21 protein-coding genes are annotated in these 15,943 nt (G+C 63.8%); 8 read left to right on the top strand and 13 right to left on the bottom strand.

Annotation, left to right across the window (positions count from 1 at the left end; all coding sequences use genetic code 11):
* Positions 1-106 precede the first annotated feature (106 nt).
* Positions 107-763 carry an SWIM zinc finger family protein gene (locus tag ACK3R5_RS00105; protein WP_411968674.1) on the top strand — a complete coding sequence of 219 codons (657 nt, stop codon included), beginning with the start codon at positions 107-109 and terminating at the stop codon, positions 761-763.
* 32 nt (positions 764-795) lie between these two features.
* Here ACK3R5_RS00105 and ACK3R5_RS00100 read toward each other — a convergent pair whose 3' ends face one another.
* Positions 796-1,014 carry a hypothetical protein gene (locus tag ACK3R5_RS00100; RefSeq protein WP_411967675.1) on the bottom strand — a complete coding sequence of 73 codons (219 nt, stop codon included), beginning with the start codon at positions 1,012-1,014 and terminating at the stop codon, positions 796-798.
* 189 nt (positions 1,015-1,203) lie between these two features.
* On the bottom strand, positions 1,204-1,629 hold the full coding sequence (gene hjc, locus ACK3R5_RS00095) for a Holliday junction resolvase Hjc (RefSeq protein WP_411965063.1): 426 nt from the start codon (positions 1,627-1,629) through the stop codon (positions 1,204-1,206).
* Between the two features lie 124 nt (positions 1,630-1,753).
* Here hjc and ACK3R5_RS00090 point away from each other — a divergent pair, with 124 nt between their 5' ends.
* Both ACK3R5_RS00090 and ACK3R5_RS00085 read left to right on the top strand, forming a co-directional pair.
* On the top strand, positions 1,754-3,286 hold the full coding sequence (locus ACK3R5_RS00090) for an ATP-binding protein (RefSeq protein ID WP_411967674.1): 1,533 nt from the start codon (positions 1,754-1,756) through the stop codon (positions 3,284-3,286).
* Between the two features lie 48 nt (positions 3,287-3,334).
* Positions 3,335-4,018 carry a hypothetical protein gene (locus ACK3R5_RS00085; RefSeq protein ID WP_411967673.1) on the top strand — a complete coding sequence of 228 codons (684 nt, stop codon included), beginning with the start codon at positions 3,335-3,337 and terminating at the stop codon, positions 4,016-4,018.
* 34 nt (positions 4,019-4,052) lie between these two features.
* Here the strand turns inward: ACK3R5_RS00085 and ACK3R5_RS00080 are convergent, their stop codons facing one another.
* Positions 4,053-5,339: an adenosylhomocysteinase gene (locus ACK3R5_RS00080; RefSeq protein WP_411967672.1), complete on the bottom strand. Its 1,287-nt coding sequence runs from the start codon at positions 5,337-5,339 to the stop codon at positions 4,053-4,055.
* 102 nt (positions 5,340-5,441) lie between these two features.
* On the opposite strand from ACK3R5_RS00080, the gene ACK3R5_RS00075 reads away from it, so the two are divergent.
* Positions 5,442-5,789 (top strand): helix-turn-helix domain-containing protein, encoded by a 348-nt coding sequence (locus tag ACK3R5_RS00075; RefSeq protein ID WP_411965059.1) that lies wholly within the window; start codon positions 5,442-5,444, stop codon positions 5,787-5,789.
* On the opposite strand, the gene ACK3R5_RS00070 is transcribed toward ACK3R5_RS00075, so the two are convergent.
* Positions 5,786-7,078 (bottom strand): amidohydrolase, encoded by a 1,293-nt coding sequence (locus tag ACK3R5_RS00070; RefSeq protein ID WP_411967671.1) that lies wholly within the window; start codon positions 7,076-7,078, stop codon positions 5,786-5,788. The genes ACK3R5_RS00075 and ACK3R5_RS00070 overlap by 4 nt on opposite strands.
* Before the next feature lie 127 nt (positions 7,079-7,205).
* On the opposite strand from ACK3R5_RS00070, the gene ACK3R5_RS00065 reads away from it, so the two are divergent.
* The 3 genes from ACK3R5_RS00065 (at position 7,206) to hisG (ending at position 8,982) form a co-directional block, all read left to right on the top strand.
* Positions 7,206-7,556 (top strand): hypothetical protein, encoded by a 351-nt coding sequence (locus tag ACK3R5_RS00065; protein WP_411965057.1) that lies wholly within the window; start codon positions 7,206-7,208, stop codon positions 7,554-7,556.
* Complete coding sequence (locus ACK3R5_RS00060; RefSeq protein WP_411965056.1) at positions 7,553-8,065, top strand: winged helix-turn-helix transcriptional regulator; 513 nt, start codon at positions 7,553-7,555, stop codon at positions 8,063-8,065. The genes ACK3R5_RS00065 and ACK3R5_RS00060 overlap by 4 nt, the downstream gene beginning before the upstream one ends.
* 71 nt (positions 8,066-8,136) lie before the next feature.
* The gene (gene hisG / locus ACK3R5_RS00055; protein ID WP_411967670.1) at positions 8,137-8,982 is read left to right on the top strand and encodes an ATP phosphoribosyltransferase; all 846 of its coding nucleotides are present in this window, start codon (positions 8,137-8,139) and stop codon (positions 8,980-8,982) included.
* Positions 8,983-8,988: 6 nt separating this feature from the next.
* Here hisG and ACK3R5_RS00050 read toward each other — a convergent pair whose 3' ends face one another.
* Genes ACK3R5_RS00050 through ACK3R5_RS00035 form a run of 4 tightly spaced genes read right to left on the bottom strand, consistent with a single transcriptional unit; the run spans position 8,989 to position 11,354 of the window.
* Positions 8,989-9,933, bottom strand: coding sequence for a lysostaphin resistance A-like protein (locus ACK3R5_RS00050; RefSeq protein WP_411967669.1), 945 nt, complete (start codon positions 9,931-9,933; stop codon positions 8,989-8,991).
* A 52-nt stretch (positions 9,934-9,985) separates the two neighbouring features.
* Positions 9,986-10,366, bottom strand: coding sequence for a hypothetical protein (locus ACK3R5_RS00045; RefSeq protein WP_411965053.1), 381 nt, complete (start codon positions 10,364-10,366; stop codon positions 9,986-9,988).
* Between the two features lie 48 nt (positions 10,367-10,414).
* The gene (locus ACK3R5_RS00040) at positions 10,415-10,984 is read right to left on the bottom strand and encodes a TATA-box-binding protein (RefSeq protein WP_411965052.1); all 570 of its coding nucleotides are present in this window, start codon (positions 10,982-10,984) and stop codon (positions 10,415-10,417) included.
* Positions 10,985-11,042: 58 nt separating this feature from the next.
* A complete protein-coding gene (locus tag ACK3R5_RS00035; RefSeq protein ID WP_411965051.1) occupies positions 11,043-11,354 on the bottom strand; it encodes a DUF5658 family protein in 312 nt (103 codons plus the stop codon).
* Positions 11,355-11,500: 146 nt separating this feature from the next.
* On the opposite strand from ACK3R5_RS00035, the gene ACK3R5_RS00030 reads away from it, so the two are divergent.
* A complete protein-coding gene (locus tag ACK3R5_RS00030) occupies positions 11,501-12,457 on the top strand; it encodes a methyltransferase domain-containing protein (RefSeq protein WP_411968673.1) in 957 nt (318 codons plus the stop codon).
* A gap of 20 nt (positions 12,458-12,477) precedes the next feature.
* On the opposite strand, the gene ACK3R5_RS00025 is transcribed toward ACK3R5_RS00030, so the two are convergent.
* The 5 genes from ACK3R5_RS00025 to ACK3R5_RS00005 all read right to left on the bottom strand — a co-directional run bounded on the left by ACK3R5_RS00025 (position 12,478) and on the right by ACK3R5_RS00005 (position 15,886).
* Complete coding sequence (locus ACK3R5_RS00025) at positions 12,478-12,906, bottom strand: hypothetical protein (protein ID WP_411967668.1); 429 nt, start codon at positions 12,904-12,906, stop codon at positions 12,478-12,480.
* 357 nt (positions 12,907-13,263) lie between these two features.
* A complete protein-coding gene (locus ACK3R5_RS00020) occupies positions 13,264-13,533 on the bottom strand; it encodes a hypothetical protein (RefSeq protein WP_411965049.1) in 270 nt (89 codons plus the stop codon).
* 175 nt (positions 13,534-13,708) lie between these two features.
* Positions 13,709-14,197: an N-acetyltransferase family protein gene (locus ACK3R5_RS00015; protein WP_411967667.1), complete on the bottom strand. Its 489-nt coding sequence runs from the start codon at positions 14,195-14,197 to the stop codon at positions 13,709-13,711.
* 60 nt (positions 14,198-14,257) lie between these two features.
* Positions 14,258-14,860, bottom strand: a complete 603-nt coding sequence (locus ACK3R5_RS00010; protein ID WP_411967666.1) for a protein sorting system archaetidylserine decarboxylase — start codon at positions 14,858-14,860, stop codon at positions 14,258-14,260.
* Positions 14,861-15,886: an AAA family ATPase gene (locus ACK3R5_RS00005; RefSeq protein WP_411967665.1), complete on the bottom strand. Its 1,026-nt coding sequence runs from the start codon at positions 15,884-15,886 to the stop codon at positions 14,861-14,863.
* Between the last annotated feature and the right edge of the window lie 57 nt (positions 15,887-15,943).

The raw sequence follows: 15,943 nt of genomic DNA, 5'->3' as shown, positions 1-15,943 counted from the left end.
CCCTATTTTAGGTGATGGAGAACCCCGTCGCCCGCCGGCGATTGGGGTCGTCCACCGCACCACCATGACGCACATCGCACACACACCCGCGTCGACTCGCCGCCCGGTGCGCCGTAAGACCACGCTCCCCGCAGATGGGTTGACAGGCCGCGCACGCCGCGCTCGAGTCGAACCGATGGCCGTCCGACCGCTTCGTGACGGCCGGTACGTCGTCGAAACCGAGGGCGGCACCTACGTCGTCGACGTCGAGGCTCGGACCTGTACCTGTCCAGACAACGCTATCCGGCACGCCCGCTGTAAACACCTCCGCCGCGTCGCCATCGAGATTACCACCGGGATAGTGCCGCCGCCGGGTCGCCGAAGCGCCACCTGCGCCGTCTGCGGTGACGAGACGTTCGTCCCGATGGACGCCCGCGGCCCACAACTCTGCCGCGAGCACGAACACCGTCCCGGCGACTTGGTCCACGACAGAGAGACTGGAAGTCTCCTCGTCGTCACCCGCGCACTTCACACGCGGGCAGACGAGACGCCGACGGAGAACGGGAAACTCGTCGCAGAGTACGAGAGCAACGCCGACTACGGCGACCACGAACCGGTGTTCGAGGCCGTCTATCTCGGGTCGCTTCCGGTAGACGTCGGCCTCTCGGACCTCGACGGGTTGCAGGCGTACCGCTTCCCATCCTCGCGCCTCAGTCGCGTCGAACGGGGGTTCGTCGGGGCTCGCTCACTCGGTGGGCGACTCGCCCGTTCCATCGCGACGTAGCGAAAAAACAGCGACGTGTGGCGAACCGAGCGTCACTCGTCGATGAGCCAACCGTCGTCGCGGTCGACCATCTGACCGGATTCGTCCCACCAGTACACGTCGAATCCGTAGGTTCCGTTGGTGTGTTGGTGCGGGTCGCTGAACTCGGCACAGACACCGTCCGGTGATTGGCTCGCCCAGTACGCTCGGTTCTCGGTCGTACCAGTGTCGGCCGGGTCACCGAGTGGTTCCGCGTCGAATATGTCTCCCATCTGTCTTCACCCGCATTCGACGACTATGTCGTGCTGGATGTTAACATGTTTTGGTGGTTACAGGACAGGTTAGCAGAGGGGACAATCACCACGAATCAGCTGTCTGGACGGGAGACCAACTGTCTGGGCGGGAATATCACACTCGCGCACGTTCGAGTGTCCGAGCGAGGTTCCGAACTGGTCGTCGCTTCAGTCGTCGTCGCCGAGTCGCGTCTGTGTCGGCCCGCCCACGAACGACTCGAAGTCCTCGCCCTCTGCCAGTGCCGTCTCTTTCTTCACGCGGTAGTTGCCACCATCGGTCACGTAGAGGTCACCGGGGTGGAAGAAGTACCAGTCCTCTCTGTCGAAGCGGACCGCGATGCGTGCTTTCGCACCGAAGTTCTGTGAGAAGTAGATGAGTGCTTCGACCTCTTCACCGTCGAGATAGATGGGTCGGCCGCTGGACGCTTTCGCCTCGATTGCGTAGAACACCTCGCCGTTGCCCGCGAGGACGTCCGGGAGTTCGCGCGTCGTCGCGCTTCCCGACGCAGGGGCGCGCATCACTGCGAACCCTGCCTCGTCGAGCGCGTTGACGAGTTCGCGTTCGCGTCGGTCACCCTTTCTGTTCGAAGACATGCTCGTCTTTCGGCCGTGGCCGTTGATAAATGGGACGACCGCACGCGAGGCGAAGACACGCGTTCGTCGATACCTGACAGTCACCAAAAGAATAAGGTCGGTCTCAGAGAACAAGCGTCCCGAGATGGATGGTCCCCGCAGGCGAGACATCAAGTACGGCGGGTTCGTGGTCGCGGCTGTCGGCTTTCTCGCCACGCGGTACACCGTCCTGGAGTCGATAGACCCCAGTGCGACGCTCGGCGCGTTCCTCCTCGGCCAGGCGACGTTCCTCGTGTTGGGTCTCGGATTGACCGTCTTCGGCATCGGGTTGTCCGTGAGTTCGTACGACGAGTCGTTCGTCAACACCATCGCGGGGTGGAGTCTCCTCGGCACGCTGTCGATGGTCGTCGTGTTGGGGTTGACGTTCGTCGGCATCGGTGACGCCACCGAAGTGAGTACTGCCACGCGGTCTGCACTCGTCGCGAACGTCCTCATCGGCGGGTCTATCGGCGGCGTCCTGACGGGGGTTCGCACCGCGTTGAACGACCACAATCGCCACGAACTGTCGAAGCAAGCAGACCGACTGACCGTCCTCAATCGCATCCTCCGACACGAAGTGCTGAACAAGGTGAACGTCATCCGCGGATACGCTGACCTCGGTGCCGAACAGACGGCCGGAGGTGCATCGAGTCTGCAGGTCATCCAGCGGAACGCCGACCGTATCGACGACTCCATCACCGAACTCCGCGCCATCGTCGGCCCGGCGGACGAACGGCCAGTTCCCACCGACGTGTCGTCGGCACTCAGAACTGCAATCGACGACGTCTCTGCGGGACACCCCGAGGCGACGGTGACGCTCGACGTCGACGCCGACGGCGAGATTCGGGCGCTGGCCGACGCGCACCTCGATACCGCCCTCCGCCACCTGTTGGACAACGCAATCGTCTACGCTCGAACCGACGACGCCCACGTCGCGGTCCGCGTTTCGGAGACGGCCGACAGTGTCGATATCGCTATCGAAGACGAGGGCCCGGGCATCCCCGAAAACGTAGCGGCGGTCCTCGAAGAACGACGACTCCCCGAGTACGACGACCCGACGACCGGATTCGGACTCACGCTCGTTCGCCTCCTCACAGTCGACAAGTACGGCGGTGTCGTCAGCGTCGAGAGCACCGACGAGGGGTCCGTCGTGACCGTCTCGCTCCCACGACCCACCGACAACATCACCGACGCTGAGGGATACGGCGTTCCGCCGTGGGTCCTCGGCGTCACCACCGTCGCAGGACTCACGTCCGGTGTCGTCATGGGACTGGTCTCACAGTCACTGACGGGGTCACTCGCCATCATCGGTGCCCTGTACGGCGTGATGAACGGCGGCGTCGGGTGGATACTCCACCTGTTCCACAGTCTCGTCTTCGGCGTCCTCTTCGCCGTCGCCGTGACGCGCCGCAACCCGTGGCACGTCCTCCAGCGTCCGACGGCGATGACTGCGCTGGGAGGGGTCTACGGCCTGTTCCTCTGGTTTTTCGCCTCTGGGTTCGTCATGCCGCTTTGGCTTCGCGCAGTCGGTATCCCTGCGACTGTGCCGTCGCTCTCGCTGCCGATATTCGTCGCTCACGCCGTGTGGGGCGTCGTGTTCGGCGGGGTGTTCGCCGCCGGTATCGACCGCCGGCAGTGATTTCTGAAAGCCAACAGACATTTACTCGCCTCCCGGGTTGTCGAACGTATGAACCGGCAGAACCGGCGCGGGTTCGTCTTTCTCCTCCTCGGCGTCGCGCTTCTGGCTAACCCGCTGTATCTGTATCCCGACGGCGTCTCCTACGAGACGACGTACACGTACGAAGCGTCGGCGGTTGACCACCTTCCGCAGACCACACACACCGACTACCACTTCAAGTCGTGCGGGTGGAATCCCCTCCAGTCGGCCGAGTGTGCCGTCGTCAACGACATGGCTCGCGGCGACTCGGTCGAACTCCGTCTCGACCCAGACAGGGGCGTCGACGCCGAGTTCTGGTCGTTCGACTACGTCCGGGTGGACGGCCGCTACTTCGAACCGAACGCGACGCTCGACGGCCGGGAACTCACGCTCTCGCTCGACCGGGTGTCGGCAGAGACGGTCAAACGGAACCTGTCCAGGGGCCTCGACGAGGTTCCACACCACGTCCAGAAAGCCGTCCGAAACGGGAGCAGCACCGTGACAGAAGACGACGTGTACGAGGCGCGGTCCCACTACGTCGCGTACGAGGGGCAGTACTACGTCGTCAGACCGGCCACGAGCGAACGGGTCCCAACCGGGTGGGGGTGGAAAGCCCCACCAGACATCGCCATCGACGCGATGCGACTCGCGGCGTGGATTGGCGGCGTCGCACTCGTCTGGCGAGCAGGCGAGTGGACAGAACGCGGTCGCTGAGGGGTGTGAGAAACGAGAGAACGCGGGACTGCGATTACGTCCCGTGGGCCCAACTGCCCATGTATTCGCGCTGTTCGTCGGTCATGGCGTCGAACTCGATGCCTTCTGCTTCGAGTTTGATTTCGGCGACTTCTCTGTCGAGTTCGTCCGGCACGTCGTGGACGCCGGGTCCGTAGGCGTCACCGTTCTGGACGATTTCGCGGACGACGACTGCCTGCACGCCGAACGACTGGTCCATGACTTCGACCGGGTGACCGAGTGCGATGGGCGAAGCGAGGTTGACGAGGCGGCCCTCCGCGAGGACGTTCAGGCGGCGGCCGTCTTCCATCTCGTAGGCGTCGACGCCGTCGCGGGCCTCGTACTCGTCGACGGCGAGGTCCGAGAGCGCGTCGAGGTCGATCTCGATGTCGAAGTGACCGGCGTTAGCCAGCAAGACGCCGTCTTTCATGTTCTCGAAGTCCTCGCGGGTGATGACGTCGCGGTTGCCGGTGGTCGTGATGAACACGTCGCCGACTTTCGCGGCCTCTTCCATCGGCATCACGTCGTAGCCTTCCATGTGCGCTTCGAGGGCGCGACGCGGGTCGACTTCGGTGACGATGACGTCAGCGTTCTGGCCGGCGGCCTTCTTCGCGACGCCCTTCCCACAGTGGCCGTAGCCCCCGACGACGACGTTCTTGCCGGCGTACGAGAGGTTGGTCGTCATGGCGATGGTCGCCAGCGACGACTCACCGGTCCCGTGGACGTTGTCGAAGAGGCGCTTCATCGGCGTGTCGTTGACGGCGAAGACGGGGTACTTCAGTTCGCCATCTTCGTCCATCGCACGCAGGCGGTGGACACCCGTCGTCGTCTCTTCGGCACCGCCGAGGATGGTGTCGATGAGTTCGGGGTACTCCTCGTGGATGGCGTAGACCATGTCCATGCCGTCGTCGACGGTGATGGTCGGTTCGTGGGCGATGACCGACTCGATGGCGGCGTAGTAGTCGTCTTCGTCGACGCCGCGAACCGCGTAAGAGGTGATGTCGTCGTTGGCGTCGAGGGCGGCGGAGACGTCGTCGTGGGTCGAAAGCGGGTTACACCCGGTAATAGCGACTTCTGCGCCACCGAGAGCGAGCAGTTCGACGAGGTTCGCCGTCTTCGCCTCGACGTGCATGGCCATCCCGATGACCTCGCCGTCGAACGGTTTGTCGGCCTCGAACTGGTCGCGAAGTTCCTGCAGGATGGGCATGTGCTGGAGCGCCCAGTCCATCTTCCGGCGTCCCTCTTTCCGTGCCGCCTCGACGTCGTCGAGGTGCTCGGAGACGGGAGCGTAATGTTCGCTCATGGACGGAGGTTCGGCAAGCGGTCCGAAAACCTTACCGAAGGCGGACGGACACCTTCCCCGAACCTACAAGTGTCAACGGAACGATTGACATAGGGAGGTGCGATGCTCGCGTTAAATAACGGCAATACGATAGCCGAACAAGAGCTGTTCGCCCTGATGAGCGCACCGGCAGTCCCCGACCTGTTGCGCGTCGCAGACGAACCGCTGACGGTGAAAGAACTGAGCGACCGTGCCGAGGTGCCGCTCTCGACGGTCTACCGGGAGGTCAAACGCCTCCACGAGGCCGCACTGCTCGAAAAGTCGATTATGGTCGACCACAGTGACGGCCGGCACGTCGCCCAGTACCGTCGGACGTTCGAGACGATGGCGGTCCACGTCACCGACGACGGCCTTCGTATCGAACTGACCGGCGGGTGTGGGGGCGAATCAGTCGCCCGAACCAACGACTAGACGCGCTCGAAGAGCGACGTGGCGGCCTCACGAGCACGGGCGACGACGGCCGACTCGTCGAGCGTCAGCACTTCGCGGTCACGCATCAGAATCTCGCCGTCACAGACCGTGTGGCGAACGTCCGACCCGCGGGCGGCGTAGACGAGGTGACTCACGAGGTTGGTGGCCGGCGTGAGGTGTGGAGCGTCGAAGTCGACGACGGCGATGTCGGCGACGCCGCCGACTTCGAGTGTGCCACCGGGGAGGCCAATCGCGTCTGCTGACCCGGCAGTCGCCATCTGAATCACGTCAGGTGCAGCGACGGCGCTGGCGTCGTCGGCAGCGAGTTTGCCGAGCATCGCCGCGTCGCGCATCTCGTCGAACATGTCGAGGTCGTTGTTCGACGCGGCACCGTCGGTTCCGAGGCCGACGGTCACCCCCGCATCGAGCATCTGCTGGACCGGTGCCATGCCCGAGGCGAGTTTCATGTTCGACGCCGGGCAGTGGACGACGCCCGTCCCCGCGTCCGCGAGAATCGATATCTCATCGTCGTCGAGGTGGACGCCGTGGGCGACGAAGTCGTCGTCGGTCACCATACCGAGGTCACGCGCGTATTCGAGCGGGCGTTCGTCGCGTTCGTCGACGATGGGGTCGACTTCGTTCGTCGTCTCGTTGGCGTGGTAGTGGACCGGGATGCCGTCGTCGTGTGCGTCGGCCGTCGCCTCGCGGAGATACTCCTCGCCAACCGTCGTCAACGAGTGTGGCATGACGGCGGTTCGGACGCGGCCATCTGCAGCGCCGTCGAACTCGCGGGCGACGTCGAGGCTCTCGTCGATATCGTCCCACGCGTCGTCGTCGTCTTTGCCGATGGTGACGACGCCGTGGCCGACACGAGCGCGGAGTCCCGCCTCGTCGATGGCAGCGACGACGTCGGGCACGTGGAAGTACATATCCGCGAAGGCCGTCGTCCCCGACTTTATCATCTCGACGAGGCCGAGTTCGGCGCCCGCGCGTACGTCCTCGGGCGTGAGTTCGGCCTCTGCCGGCCAGATGTCCTCCTGTAGCCACGCGTCGAGTTGTTTGTCGTCGGCGTGGCCTCGAAGGAGTGTCATCGGCACGTGACAGTGTGCGTTGACCAGTCCGGGCATGACGAGACACCCATCTGCGTCGAGTGTCTCGTCTGCGTCGGCGTCCACGTCGGCGGCGATGTCGAGAATCGTTCCCTCGTCGCTGTCGACGAGCACGTCCGCCGTCTCGACGGTGCCGTCGGGACGGAGTACCTGACCGCCCGTGATTCGGAGCGTCTGCATGTCGGCCGTTCTGTTCGGGGAGGTGGTGAATCCTCCGTCTCGTCGTCGGCACGACGGCGAGAAAAACGATTCTCGGGATACGAGAACGAGGACGCCCCTTACGTATCGAAAACCGTTACGGAACTGCATGGAGCCCCTGTTACGATTCGCGCTCGTGCCGGGGCACATCCAAGCTGCAAACAATCTGGCCGTCACCACCGTCGTCGCCCTCGCGGGAATCTCGTCGGTGGTGCTCGCGTCACTCGGTGTCGCGGTGTTTTACCGTCGACAGACTCGGTCACACCTGCTCGTAGCGCTCGCACTCCTCGCGTTCGCGTCGCGAGCAGGTATCGCCGCCCTGTCGTTCAACGGGATGCTCTCGTCGGTCAACCACCACATCGTCGAGCACACGCTGGACATCGCGATGGCCGGACTGGTCCTCGCAGCAATCTACTACGCCCGGCAGATAGAGCGCGAATCAGGGGTAAACGAACCATGAGCGAGACACGAACCCGCGTCGCCGACCACATCAAGCACAACCCGGGAGTCCACTTCAACGAGCTCGTGCGCACGCTCGACCTCGCCCCCGGCCAAGTACAACACCACATCCGGAGGCTCCTGTCCGAGGAGACGGTCCACCGAACCGAGTTCTACGGACGCACCCACTACTACCCACCCGAGTTCGACGAGTGGGAACGCGGTGCACTCGCGCTCGTCCGCAGAGAGACTGCGCGTGACGTCCTCGGGCACCTGCTGGAACACGGTGACGCTCGACCCGACGACGTGGCCGAGTCCATCGGCGTCGCCAGAAGCACGCTCGAATGGCACCTCGGCCACCTGACCGAGCGCGACGTCGTCCGGAAGGAACGTGACCTGCACAACCGCGTCACGCTCGTCCTCACGCACCCGACCCGGACGACGAAACTCTTAGACGAGGTGTCGCCGTCGCTTCCCGAGCGGTTCGTCGACCGGTTCGACCGTCTCATCGACGCGCTCGTCGAAGGGTGACCCAACCCCGTCGATTCCCAACCACAGCGACCGGGCGAAAGCCAATTAGCCCCTGAGTGTGAGATGTGGGTATGCGAATCGCCGTGCCCAACAAGGGCCGTCTGCACGAACCGACCATCGACCTGCTGGAACGTGCGGGTCTCCATCTCGACAACGGTGCCGAGCGAAAACTCTACGCTGGCACCGTCGACCCCGACGTAACTGTTCTCTTCGCGCGTGCCGCCGACATCCCCGAATACGTCCGCGACGGGGCCGCCGAAGTCGGTATCACCGGCCTCGACCAGGTCCGCGAGTCCGGTCACGAACTCGAAGACTTGCTCGACTTAGAGTACGGCAAATGCCGACTCGTCCTCGCGGCGCCGGAAGACGGCGACATCGAGTCGGTCGAAGACGTCGCCGGCAAAGTCGTCGCCACCGAGTTCCCCCACATCGCCCGAACCTACTTCGAGGAGAAAGGTATCGACGCGGACGTCGTCGAAGTGACGGGCGCGACGGAACTGACGCCCCACGTCGAGATGGCCGACGCCATCATCGACATCACCTCGACGGGGACGACCCTGCGAGTCAACCGCCTCGGCGTCGTCGACGAAGTGCTCTCGTCGTCGGTTCGGTTGTTCGCCCGCCCCGACGTGGTGGACGACCCGAAGGTCCAGCAACTGGTCATGGCGCTCGAATCCGTCCGCTCTGCGGAGGGCAAGCGCTATCTGATGATGAACGCGCCGCGCGAGAGACTCGACGAGGTCCGAGAGGTCATCCCGGGTCTCGGTGGGCCAACCGTGATGGACGTCGCCGGCAACGACACCGTCGCCGTCCACGCCGTCGTCAACGAACGCGACGTGTTCGAAGTCGTCAGCGACCTCAAGAAGGTCGGTGCGAGCGGGATTCTCGTCACCGAAATCGAGCGACTGGTCGAGTAGTCGGCCTCACTTCTTTTGCCAGCGTAACTCCGGCACCGTCACAGTCGGGTCGAGTCGAAGGTGGCCGTAGCGAAGGCGGACGTACCACGCGATTGCGGCCATCCCGAGGAGCATCGCACCGACGCCGAAGAGGCCCGCTTCCGGGCCGAACGCACCACCGGTGACGAGGTCCGGGCCCTGTTCTGTCGTCTCGACGAGCGAACTGCCGAAGTCGAGTCCACTCACGGCGAACCCGTAGACGCCACCCTGCACGAAGTTCCACGAGATGTGGATACCCACGGGGATAGCGAGGTCACCCGTGAGGACGTAGCCGAACCCGAGCATGACGCCCGCGAGCGTGATGCTGAGCGTGCTGGCGAGACCCGCGTTCGGGTTGAAGAAGTGGGCGACGCCGAACACCGCCGACGAGACGACGAGGCCCACGACGATTGCCGTCGGCACGTCGAACCGCCAGCGCATCCCCTCTGCGACGTCGGTGAGGACGACACCCCGCAAGAGGAGTTCCTCCGCGATACCGACCGAGACGAAGAACACCAACAGGGCCGCCACACCCGCGAGACGGTCGAGGCCGAATCCGACCGCGTCGACGACGACCCATCCGGTGAGGAGGCCGACGGCGAAGATAGCGGACATCAACACCCCGCCGAGGAGGAGTCCGAAGACGAAGTCGACTGCCCACGCACGGTCGAGACCGAATCCGAGGTCCGCAACCGTCCTGCGGTCGACGTACCGAGCAGCGACGAACCCGCCGATGCCAGTCGACCCCGTCAAGACGACAGAGACGAGCAGGTTGACGAGCGTGTTCGAACCGAGGGTGTCGCTGAAGGTGACTGCGATGCCGACACCGATGACGAGCGAGACGAGGACCACGACGACGACTGTCGCGAGGAGTCGAAGCGGCGCGCGGAGACGGCGTTCGCCGTCGTTCCAGACGTATCGTCGGAGAGACACACCTGTCGGTTGTTCGTCATCGGGTAAGAAGGTACGCCGGAACGCGGCGGGGTCAGATGGGGGCGCTCGTCAGGAGGACGAGCAGGCCGAAGATGACGGTGCCGAGGATAATCGTGACGACGAAGTGGATGAACACGATGTACGCCGACAGGCGGGTCGTCTGGCCGTAGAGATACGTGACGAGGACGTAGTCGGCGACGAGAGCGAGTCCCAACGCGAGAAAGGAGTTCCACTCGAACGTCGTGAAGACGACTGCGATTGCCGCCGGAACCGGGCCGACGGCGAACGCCTTCTTGATTTCGACGTCACCGAGGACGTTCCGTGCAGCGATGTGAGCAGTGAGAGTGAGAAACAACGCGAACAGCGCGAACGTTCCAGCGACGGCAGTGACCGGCGCACCGGAAGCGGCCGTCTGCAAAGTGAGCGCGTCCATGACGGGACGTTAGACGCGACTGACTTAGGTTCGGTCGATTCGAGACGGTTACAACGACCCGTCGAGCAGTCCGAGTTCCGAGAGGCGCGTCATGATAACCTCGACTGCGTCTCTCGCGTCTTCCGGTTTCTTGCCGCCCGTGATGACGAGTTTGCCCGAACCGAAGAGGAGCGCTACCACACTCGGTTCGTCGAGACGGTAGACGAGTCCGGGGAACTGCTCGGGTTCGTACTCGATGTTTTCGAGGCCGAGGCCGATGGCGATAGCGTTGAGGTTCAGGTTCTCACCGAGGTCCGCACTCGTGACGATGTTCTGGACGGTAATCTCCGGGTCCTCGTCGACTGGAATCTGGAGTTCGCGAAGTTTGTCGAAGACGATACCGAGGCTCTCGTGAACGTCGTCGGTCGATTTCGCGCCTGTACAGACGATCTTCCCCGAGCGAAAGATGAGCGCCGCAGATTTCGGATTCTGTGTCCGATAGACGAGTCCCGGAAACTGCTCCGGGTCGTAGTCGGCGCCTTCGAGGTCCATGGCCACACTCTGGAGGTCGAGTTCCTGGCCGATTCCCGTGGAGGCGACGACGTTTTCAATGTTGATGGTGTCCTTGGGGTCGGTCATGCAACAACTTAAATCACGTATTTAAGGTTTAAAAAGATTGGTACAATAGTTTGACAATTTACACGCGTCGCCGGATTATCTGGACATTCCGGGCCGTAACCACCGTTCCGAGGAGTGCGAGCGCCGTCGGGACGGCGAGGCGGGCAGACCCCGGTCTGAGCGTCCAGTAGGCGACGGCGAAGAGCGCCACGGAGACGAGTTTCAACACGGCGAACGAACCGGGACCCGGGTCACCACCGGAGAGGAATCGGACGATAGGGTTCCCCTCCTGAACGTCTGCCATCCTGAGTCCGACGATGGTCGTCACGTAGTCGCCGAGGCCGTAGGCGAGTGCCGCCGCACTCCAGAGGATGGCATCGAGGGAGGCCATGAGGGTGGATTCGGACCATCCACTATAAATCTCGTTTCGGCAGACCGTCACGTTTAGCCGACGATTTACTCGCCGGTCGGTCCGTGTCGGTCACCGGCGACCGATACCCTCATTTTTCAGCCCCGTCAGGTCCGAGCGTGTACGGATTGGAACTCGCCGGCGAGGAAGACGCGTTCGCTGCCCGTGAGGCCGCCGCCGCGGCGACGGCAGTCGACGTCGTCGCCCCGGGACTCGCCACCGCCCGCGGCGTCGACACCGAGCGAGCGAGACAGCTCGCCTACACCCGTCGCGTCGTCGAACTCCTCGGAACCTGTGCCCCCGACGTCGACGCCGCCCGCGCACTCGTCGTGGCGGCCAGCATCGACCGAGACGGAACCGTGGCCGTCCGCGCCCGCGACGTGCGCGGCCTGACGGGTATCAGTACGACCGACACCGAACGACGGGTCGGGTCGGCACTGGTCGAACGCGGGTTCGACGTGGACCTGGACGACCCGGACCACGAACTCCGCGTCTACTTCTCCGACGACACCTGTCTCGTCGGGTGGACTGTCACCGAGAGCGTCCGCGACTTCGCGGAGCGAAAACCGACCGACCGGCCCTTCTTCCAACCGGGGAGCATGGCCCCCGTGGACGCTCGCGCGTTCGTCAACATCGCCGGCGCGGAACCCGGTGCCCGAATTTTAGACCCGATGTGCGGCACCGGCGGTGTGTTGCTGGAGGCCGGACTGGTCGGTGCCGACGTCGTCGGCGTCGACGCACAGGAGAAGATGGCCCGCGGTGCGCAGGTGAATTTAGACCACTACGTCGGCGGCGGCCACGTCGTTCGCGGCGACGCGACGGCACTTCCGCTCAAAGACGACTCGATAGACGGCGTGGTGTTCGACGCCCCCTACGGCCGACAGTCGAAGATTGCACAGCACTCGCTTTCGGACTTAGTCGGCGGCGCGTTACGAGAGGTGTATCGCGTTTCGCCGCGGTGTGTCATGGTCGCCGACAGGTCGTGGGTCGACGAAGCGGAGGACGCGGGGTGGGACGTAGAACAGGTGTTCGAGCGGCGAGTCCATCGGTCGCTAGTGCGGTACGTGCATCTTCTGCGTCGGTGAGGGCAGTGACCCGTCAGCGGTCAGAGACTCGGTGACCCGACACGTTTTCCACGCCGATACAGGTAGTACGACAGCAACGGAACCGAGACGACGTAGAACAGCGAGAACAGCGCCCCAGCGATGTGGACGAGACCCGCCGCGACCCAAAGCCACCGTGGCCGCCACGATACCGACGATTCCCGCACGGCGTAGACGTCGATAGCGAGGAACACCAGAACGACGAAACCGACGAGGAGGCTGATACCGTCGGCGAGAAAGAGGACTGCGAAGAAACTGAGTGCGGCCTCTGGGGACTCAGCTTCGATGGCGGGCATGATTCCAGCGACTGCCGCAACCGCGAGGACGCTGAGGAATACCGAAATCGGGAACGCAGCGACACCGTACCACCATGGGAGTGGGACCGGTTGGGAGCGAGACGACGAGTTCGAACCGAGTGGTGTGGAGGACACGTCGTATCCGACGGTCGTGTTTGGTAAATAGTTGTCATTGTATTGACGTGGGTTCGAGGGACTTCACCCACCGAACTGGCCCCCGCCGCACAACACGTCCGCACTCAGCAGTCACACTGTTTCAGTTCGAGTATAGTCGGATGACGAGCGCAACCGCTCACCGTGTTAGAACGACGGTGTAGGTCAGCCAGCGGAACCCACTGTGGTAAACCACAGGGGCTGAAAGGAACCGACTGACCGTGCCGTCTACGTAAGTCTCTCTGCTGTCGCTATAAGAGGCCTGCGGAACCGCAGTCTGACACGTCCCGGTGAAACCGGTCCGCCACGGCAAAAACAGAGGTTCGAGCGGAACGTCGGTCAGGTCGACACGGTGTCACAGGTCCATCCGGGGTCCCGACCGGTGCGAGCGATGAGGTCGGACCGACACGCCGGACAGTAGTCGGGGACGTCGGACTCGTTTTGTGGGACGTAGACGCCGCCACCGCACTCCACACACGCGTCGGCGACGATGGTCACGCAGTCCGCACAGACGTTGAAGTCGTCTACCGTGAGGTCGCGCAGCACTTCGAGTTGTTTGTCCAATATGTACTCGTCGATGACCGCCTGACAGCGTTGGCACGGCTTCATAGCGATACATCATGTCGCATGAGACCATACCTCATATAGTTATCCCTGCGACAGTCTCGATACCGTCATCATCTGGTCGAACCGAGTTCGGCGTCTCACGGAGAATAGGTGCGCGACTGTTGCGTCGAGTCCGAGAGGAGATTCTGCCGTGGCGGACACCGATAGCGGGCGTCGGTTATTCGAGTACGTACCGGTTCTCTCGGTACGCGTTGCCGCCGATAGTCGTCTGTGTCTCGTCGACGAACTCGAACCCGAACTGTTCGTAGAAGTTGTTCCCCGGTTCGTTCTCGGCCAGCACCATCGCGTTGATTCGGGTGACGCCCTCCTCAGAGAGTTCGGTCCGGGTTCGGTTGAGCAACTCGTGGCCGACGTTCTGGCGGCGGTAGTCGGGGTGGACGTAGAGGCGGAGGATGTAGCCCTCGTGCTCGTCGCTGCTCCACGTGGCGTGGGCGAACCCGACGACTGCGTCGTCACGCTCGGCGACGAGGACGAGTGACCGGGCCGGAAAGAGCGCATCCGCAATCTGCTCGCGTGCGTACCAGTCGTTGAACCCCTCCTCGATGGTCTCTCGTGTCAGAATCTCCGGATAATCGGTCTCCCAGGACCGCTTTGCCACCTGCCGAATCGCGTCGATGTCCGCTTCGGTGGCCACTCGTATCGACATGTGTACACACACCACGTGCGCACCGATATTCCTTCCCCCTCTCCGGCCGTACCGTGTCGATTACCGCCGTGCCAACACCGTCTCGCCCGCCCGCACCGTCTCTCCTTTCTCGACGGTCAGGTCCTCGGAACTGAACCCCTCGGGCAACAACACGTCCGCCCGGGAACCGAAGTCGATGTGGCCGATTCTGTCGCCACGCGCGAGTTCGTCTCCAGTCGCAACGTAGGGGTGAATCCGGCGGGCGAACGCACCCGCAATCTGAGACACCTCGTACACCCCGTCGTCTGATTCGACTTCGATATCGACGCGCTCGTTCTTGTCCGAATCCTTCGAGAACGCCGGTTTGTGTGCGCCCGGACGGTGGGTCACGTCGCGAACCGTCCCCGGGACGGGCGCGCGGTTGACGTGCACGTCGGTGACGTTCATGAAGACGCCGACGCGGATGCGACCATCTTCGACGCGAATCACGGAGACGTGGCCGTCGGCGGGCGAGACGACGCCCGGTTCGTCCGGTGGCGAACGCTCCGGGTCGCGGAAGAACCAGAGGACGAACGCGCCGAAGGCGAGTAACGCGGCCCCCAGCGGTGGGAAGACGAACGCCGAGATGGCGGCCCCAACGAACGCGGGGACGGCGAACCGCCGATAGCCGGGTGCGAACTGCATCTACGCCTCACCCCGGACCTCGGCACCCCAACTCGTCAGGAGGTGCGTGATATGTAGTCTGTCGTCGATTCCAATCGAGATGTCGAGGTCGACCTGCCCGGCGAGTTCGTGGAGGCGCGCGAGTTCGCCGTCTGCGAATCGTTCCGGGGTTGCGTCGGCGACGCGGAGGATGTCGCGAAGGAGTTCGTCGCCCTCGTAGCCCTCGTCGTCGAGGAGCGTCGTAATCGTCTTGCGCGCGTCCTTGATGTCGCCGTCGCGAGCGTTGATGAGGAGCGTCTTCAGTTCGTCGTCGAACCCCACGTCGCCGAGGGCGGCGTGGACGGTACCCATGGTCACCTCGTCAGCCTCGACGGCCGTCCGCTGTGCCGAGAGGATTGCCTTGCGGATATTGCCGTTAGAGGCGTCCACGAGGAACTTGAGGCCACTCTGGTCGTATTCGACCTCCTCGGCTTCGAGGATGTTCGCCACGAGCGCTTCGAGTGCGTCGTCGTCCGGCGTGGGCATCGGGACGGGGAAACACCGGGAGCGAATCGGCGGGATGAGTTTCGAGGGTTGCCGCGTCGTGATGACGAACTGGGTCGTGCGGTGGTGTTGTTCCATCACGCGGCGAAGCGCCTGCTGGAAGTCCTCGCGGATGGCCTCGGCGTTGTCGAGGACGATAGTCTTGTACCCGCCCGACATCGGGGCGTAACTGGCCGACTCCTTGAGCACGCGATTTATCATGTCGCGTTTCGCCATGCGACTGCGTCCGTCGAGGAACTGTTCGAAGCGCGGGTCCTGTCGAATCTGCTTTTTCGTCCGGTTGAAGAAGTCCGCGACGTTGAGTTCGATGAGGTCGTTGTCCGGGTCTGCGTGTGCTTCCTCGGCGAGTGCGCGGACCGCTGCCGTCTTGCCGACACCCGGCGGTCCCTGTACCACGAGGTTCATCGGTTCGTCCACGGCGCGGCGAAGTCGCTCACGAACCTCCTCTTGTGGGAGGTCGGCGAGTGTCGGCGCGTGCGTCTCGGTCCACAGCGGCGCGTCCATTGGACTGCGATAGCAGATGGTCGGGTAAGAATCGGTCGGTCCACCTCGGGGCGACCC

This window comes from Haloferax sp. YSSS75 (genome assembly GCF_046764215.1).
Lineage (GTDB): Archaea > Halobacteriota > Halobacteria > Halobacteriales > Haloferacaceae > Haloferax.
Note: the sequence above shows the minus strand (reverse complement) of the source record. Positions and strands in the feature narration are given on the sequence as shown.

Bases quoted from the DNA above. Each gene is read 5' to 3' on its own strand.
- ACK3R5_RS00035 (WP_411965051.1), bottom strand. From the start codon at position 11,354: ATGGCCTCCCTCGATGCCATCCTCTGGAGTGCGGCGGCACTCGCCTAC.
- ACK3R5_RS00040 (WP_411965052.1), bottom strand. From the start codon at position 10,984: ATGACCGACCCCAAGGACACCATCAACATTGAAAACGTCGTCGCCTCC.
- hjc (WP_411965063.1), bottom strand. From the start codon at position 1,629: ATGTCTTCGAACAGAAAGGGTGACCGACGCGAACGCGAACTCGTCAAC.
- ACK3R5_RS00045 (WP_411965053.1), bottom strand. From the start codon at position 10,366: ATGGACGCGCTCACTTTGCAGACGGCCGCTTCCGGTGCGCCGGTCACT.
- ACK3R5_RS00005 (WP_411967665.1), bottom strand. From the start codon at position 15,886: ATGGACGCGCCGCTGTGGACCGAGACGCACGCGCCGACACTCGCCGAC.
- ACK3R5_RS00075 (WP_411965059.1), top strand. From the start codon at position 5,442: ATGCTCGCGTTAAATAACGGCAATACGATAGCCGAACAAGAGCTGTTC.
- ACK3R5_RS00080 (WP_411967672.1), bottom strand. From the start codon at position 5,339: ATGAGCGAACATTACGCTCCCGTCTCCGAGCACCTCGACGACGTCGAG.
- ACK3R5_RS00060 (WP_411965056.1), top strand. From the start codon at position 7,553: ATGAGCGAGACACGAACCCGCGTCGCCGACCACATCAAGCACAACCCG.
- ACK3R5_RS00010 (WP_411967666.1), bottom strand. From the start codon at position 14,860: ATGCAGTTCGCACCCGGCTATCGGCGGTTCGCCGTCCCCGCGTTCGTT.
- ACK3R5_RS00020 (WP_411965049.1), bottom strand. From the start codon at position 13,533: ATGAAGCCGTGCCAACGCTGTCAGGCGGTCATCGACGAGTACATATTG.
- ACK3R5_RS00100 (WP_411967675.1), bottom strand. From the start codon at position 1,014: ATGGGAGACATATTCGACGCGGAACCACTCGGTGACCCGGCCGACACT.
- ACK3R5_RS00015 (WP_411967667.1), bottom strand. From the start codon at position 14,197: ATGTCGATACGAGTGGCCACCGAAGCGGACATCGACGCGATTCGGCAG.
- ACK3R5_RS00070 (WP_411967671.1), bottom strand. From the start codon at position 7,078: ATGCAGACGCTCCGAATCACGGGCGGTCAGGTACTCCGTCCCGACGGC.
- hisG (WP_411967670.1), top strand. From the start codon at position 8,137: ATGCGAATCGCCGTGCCCAACAAGGGCCGTCTGCACGAACCGACCATC.
- ACK3R5_RS00085 (WP_411967673.1), top strand. From the start codon at position 3,335: ATGAACCGGCAGAACCGGCGCGGGTTCGTCTTTCTCCTCCTCGGCGTC.
- ACK3R5_RS00090 (WP_411967674.1), top strand. From the start codon at position 1,754: ATGGATGGTCCCCGCAGGCGAGACATCAAGTACGGCGGGTTCGTGGTC.
- ACK3R5_RS00065 (WP_411965057.1), top strand. From the start codon at position 7,206: ATGGAGCCCCTGTTACGATTCGCGCTCGTGCCGGGGCACATCCAAGCT.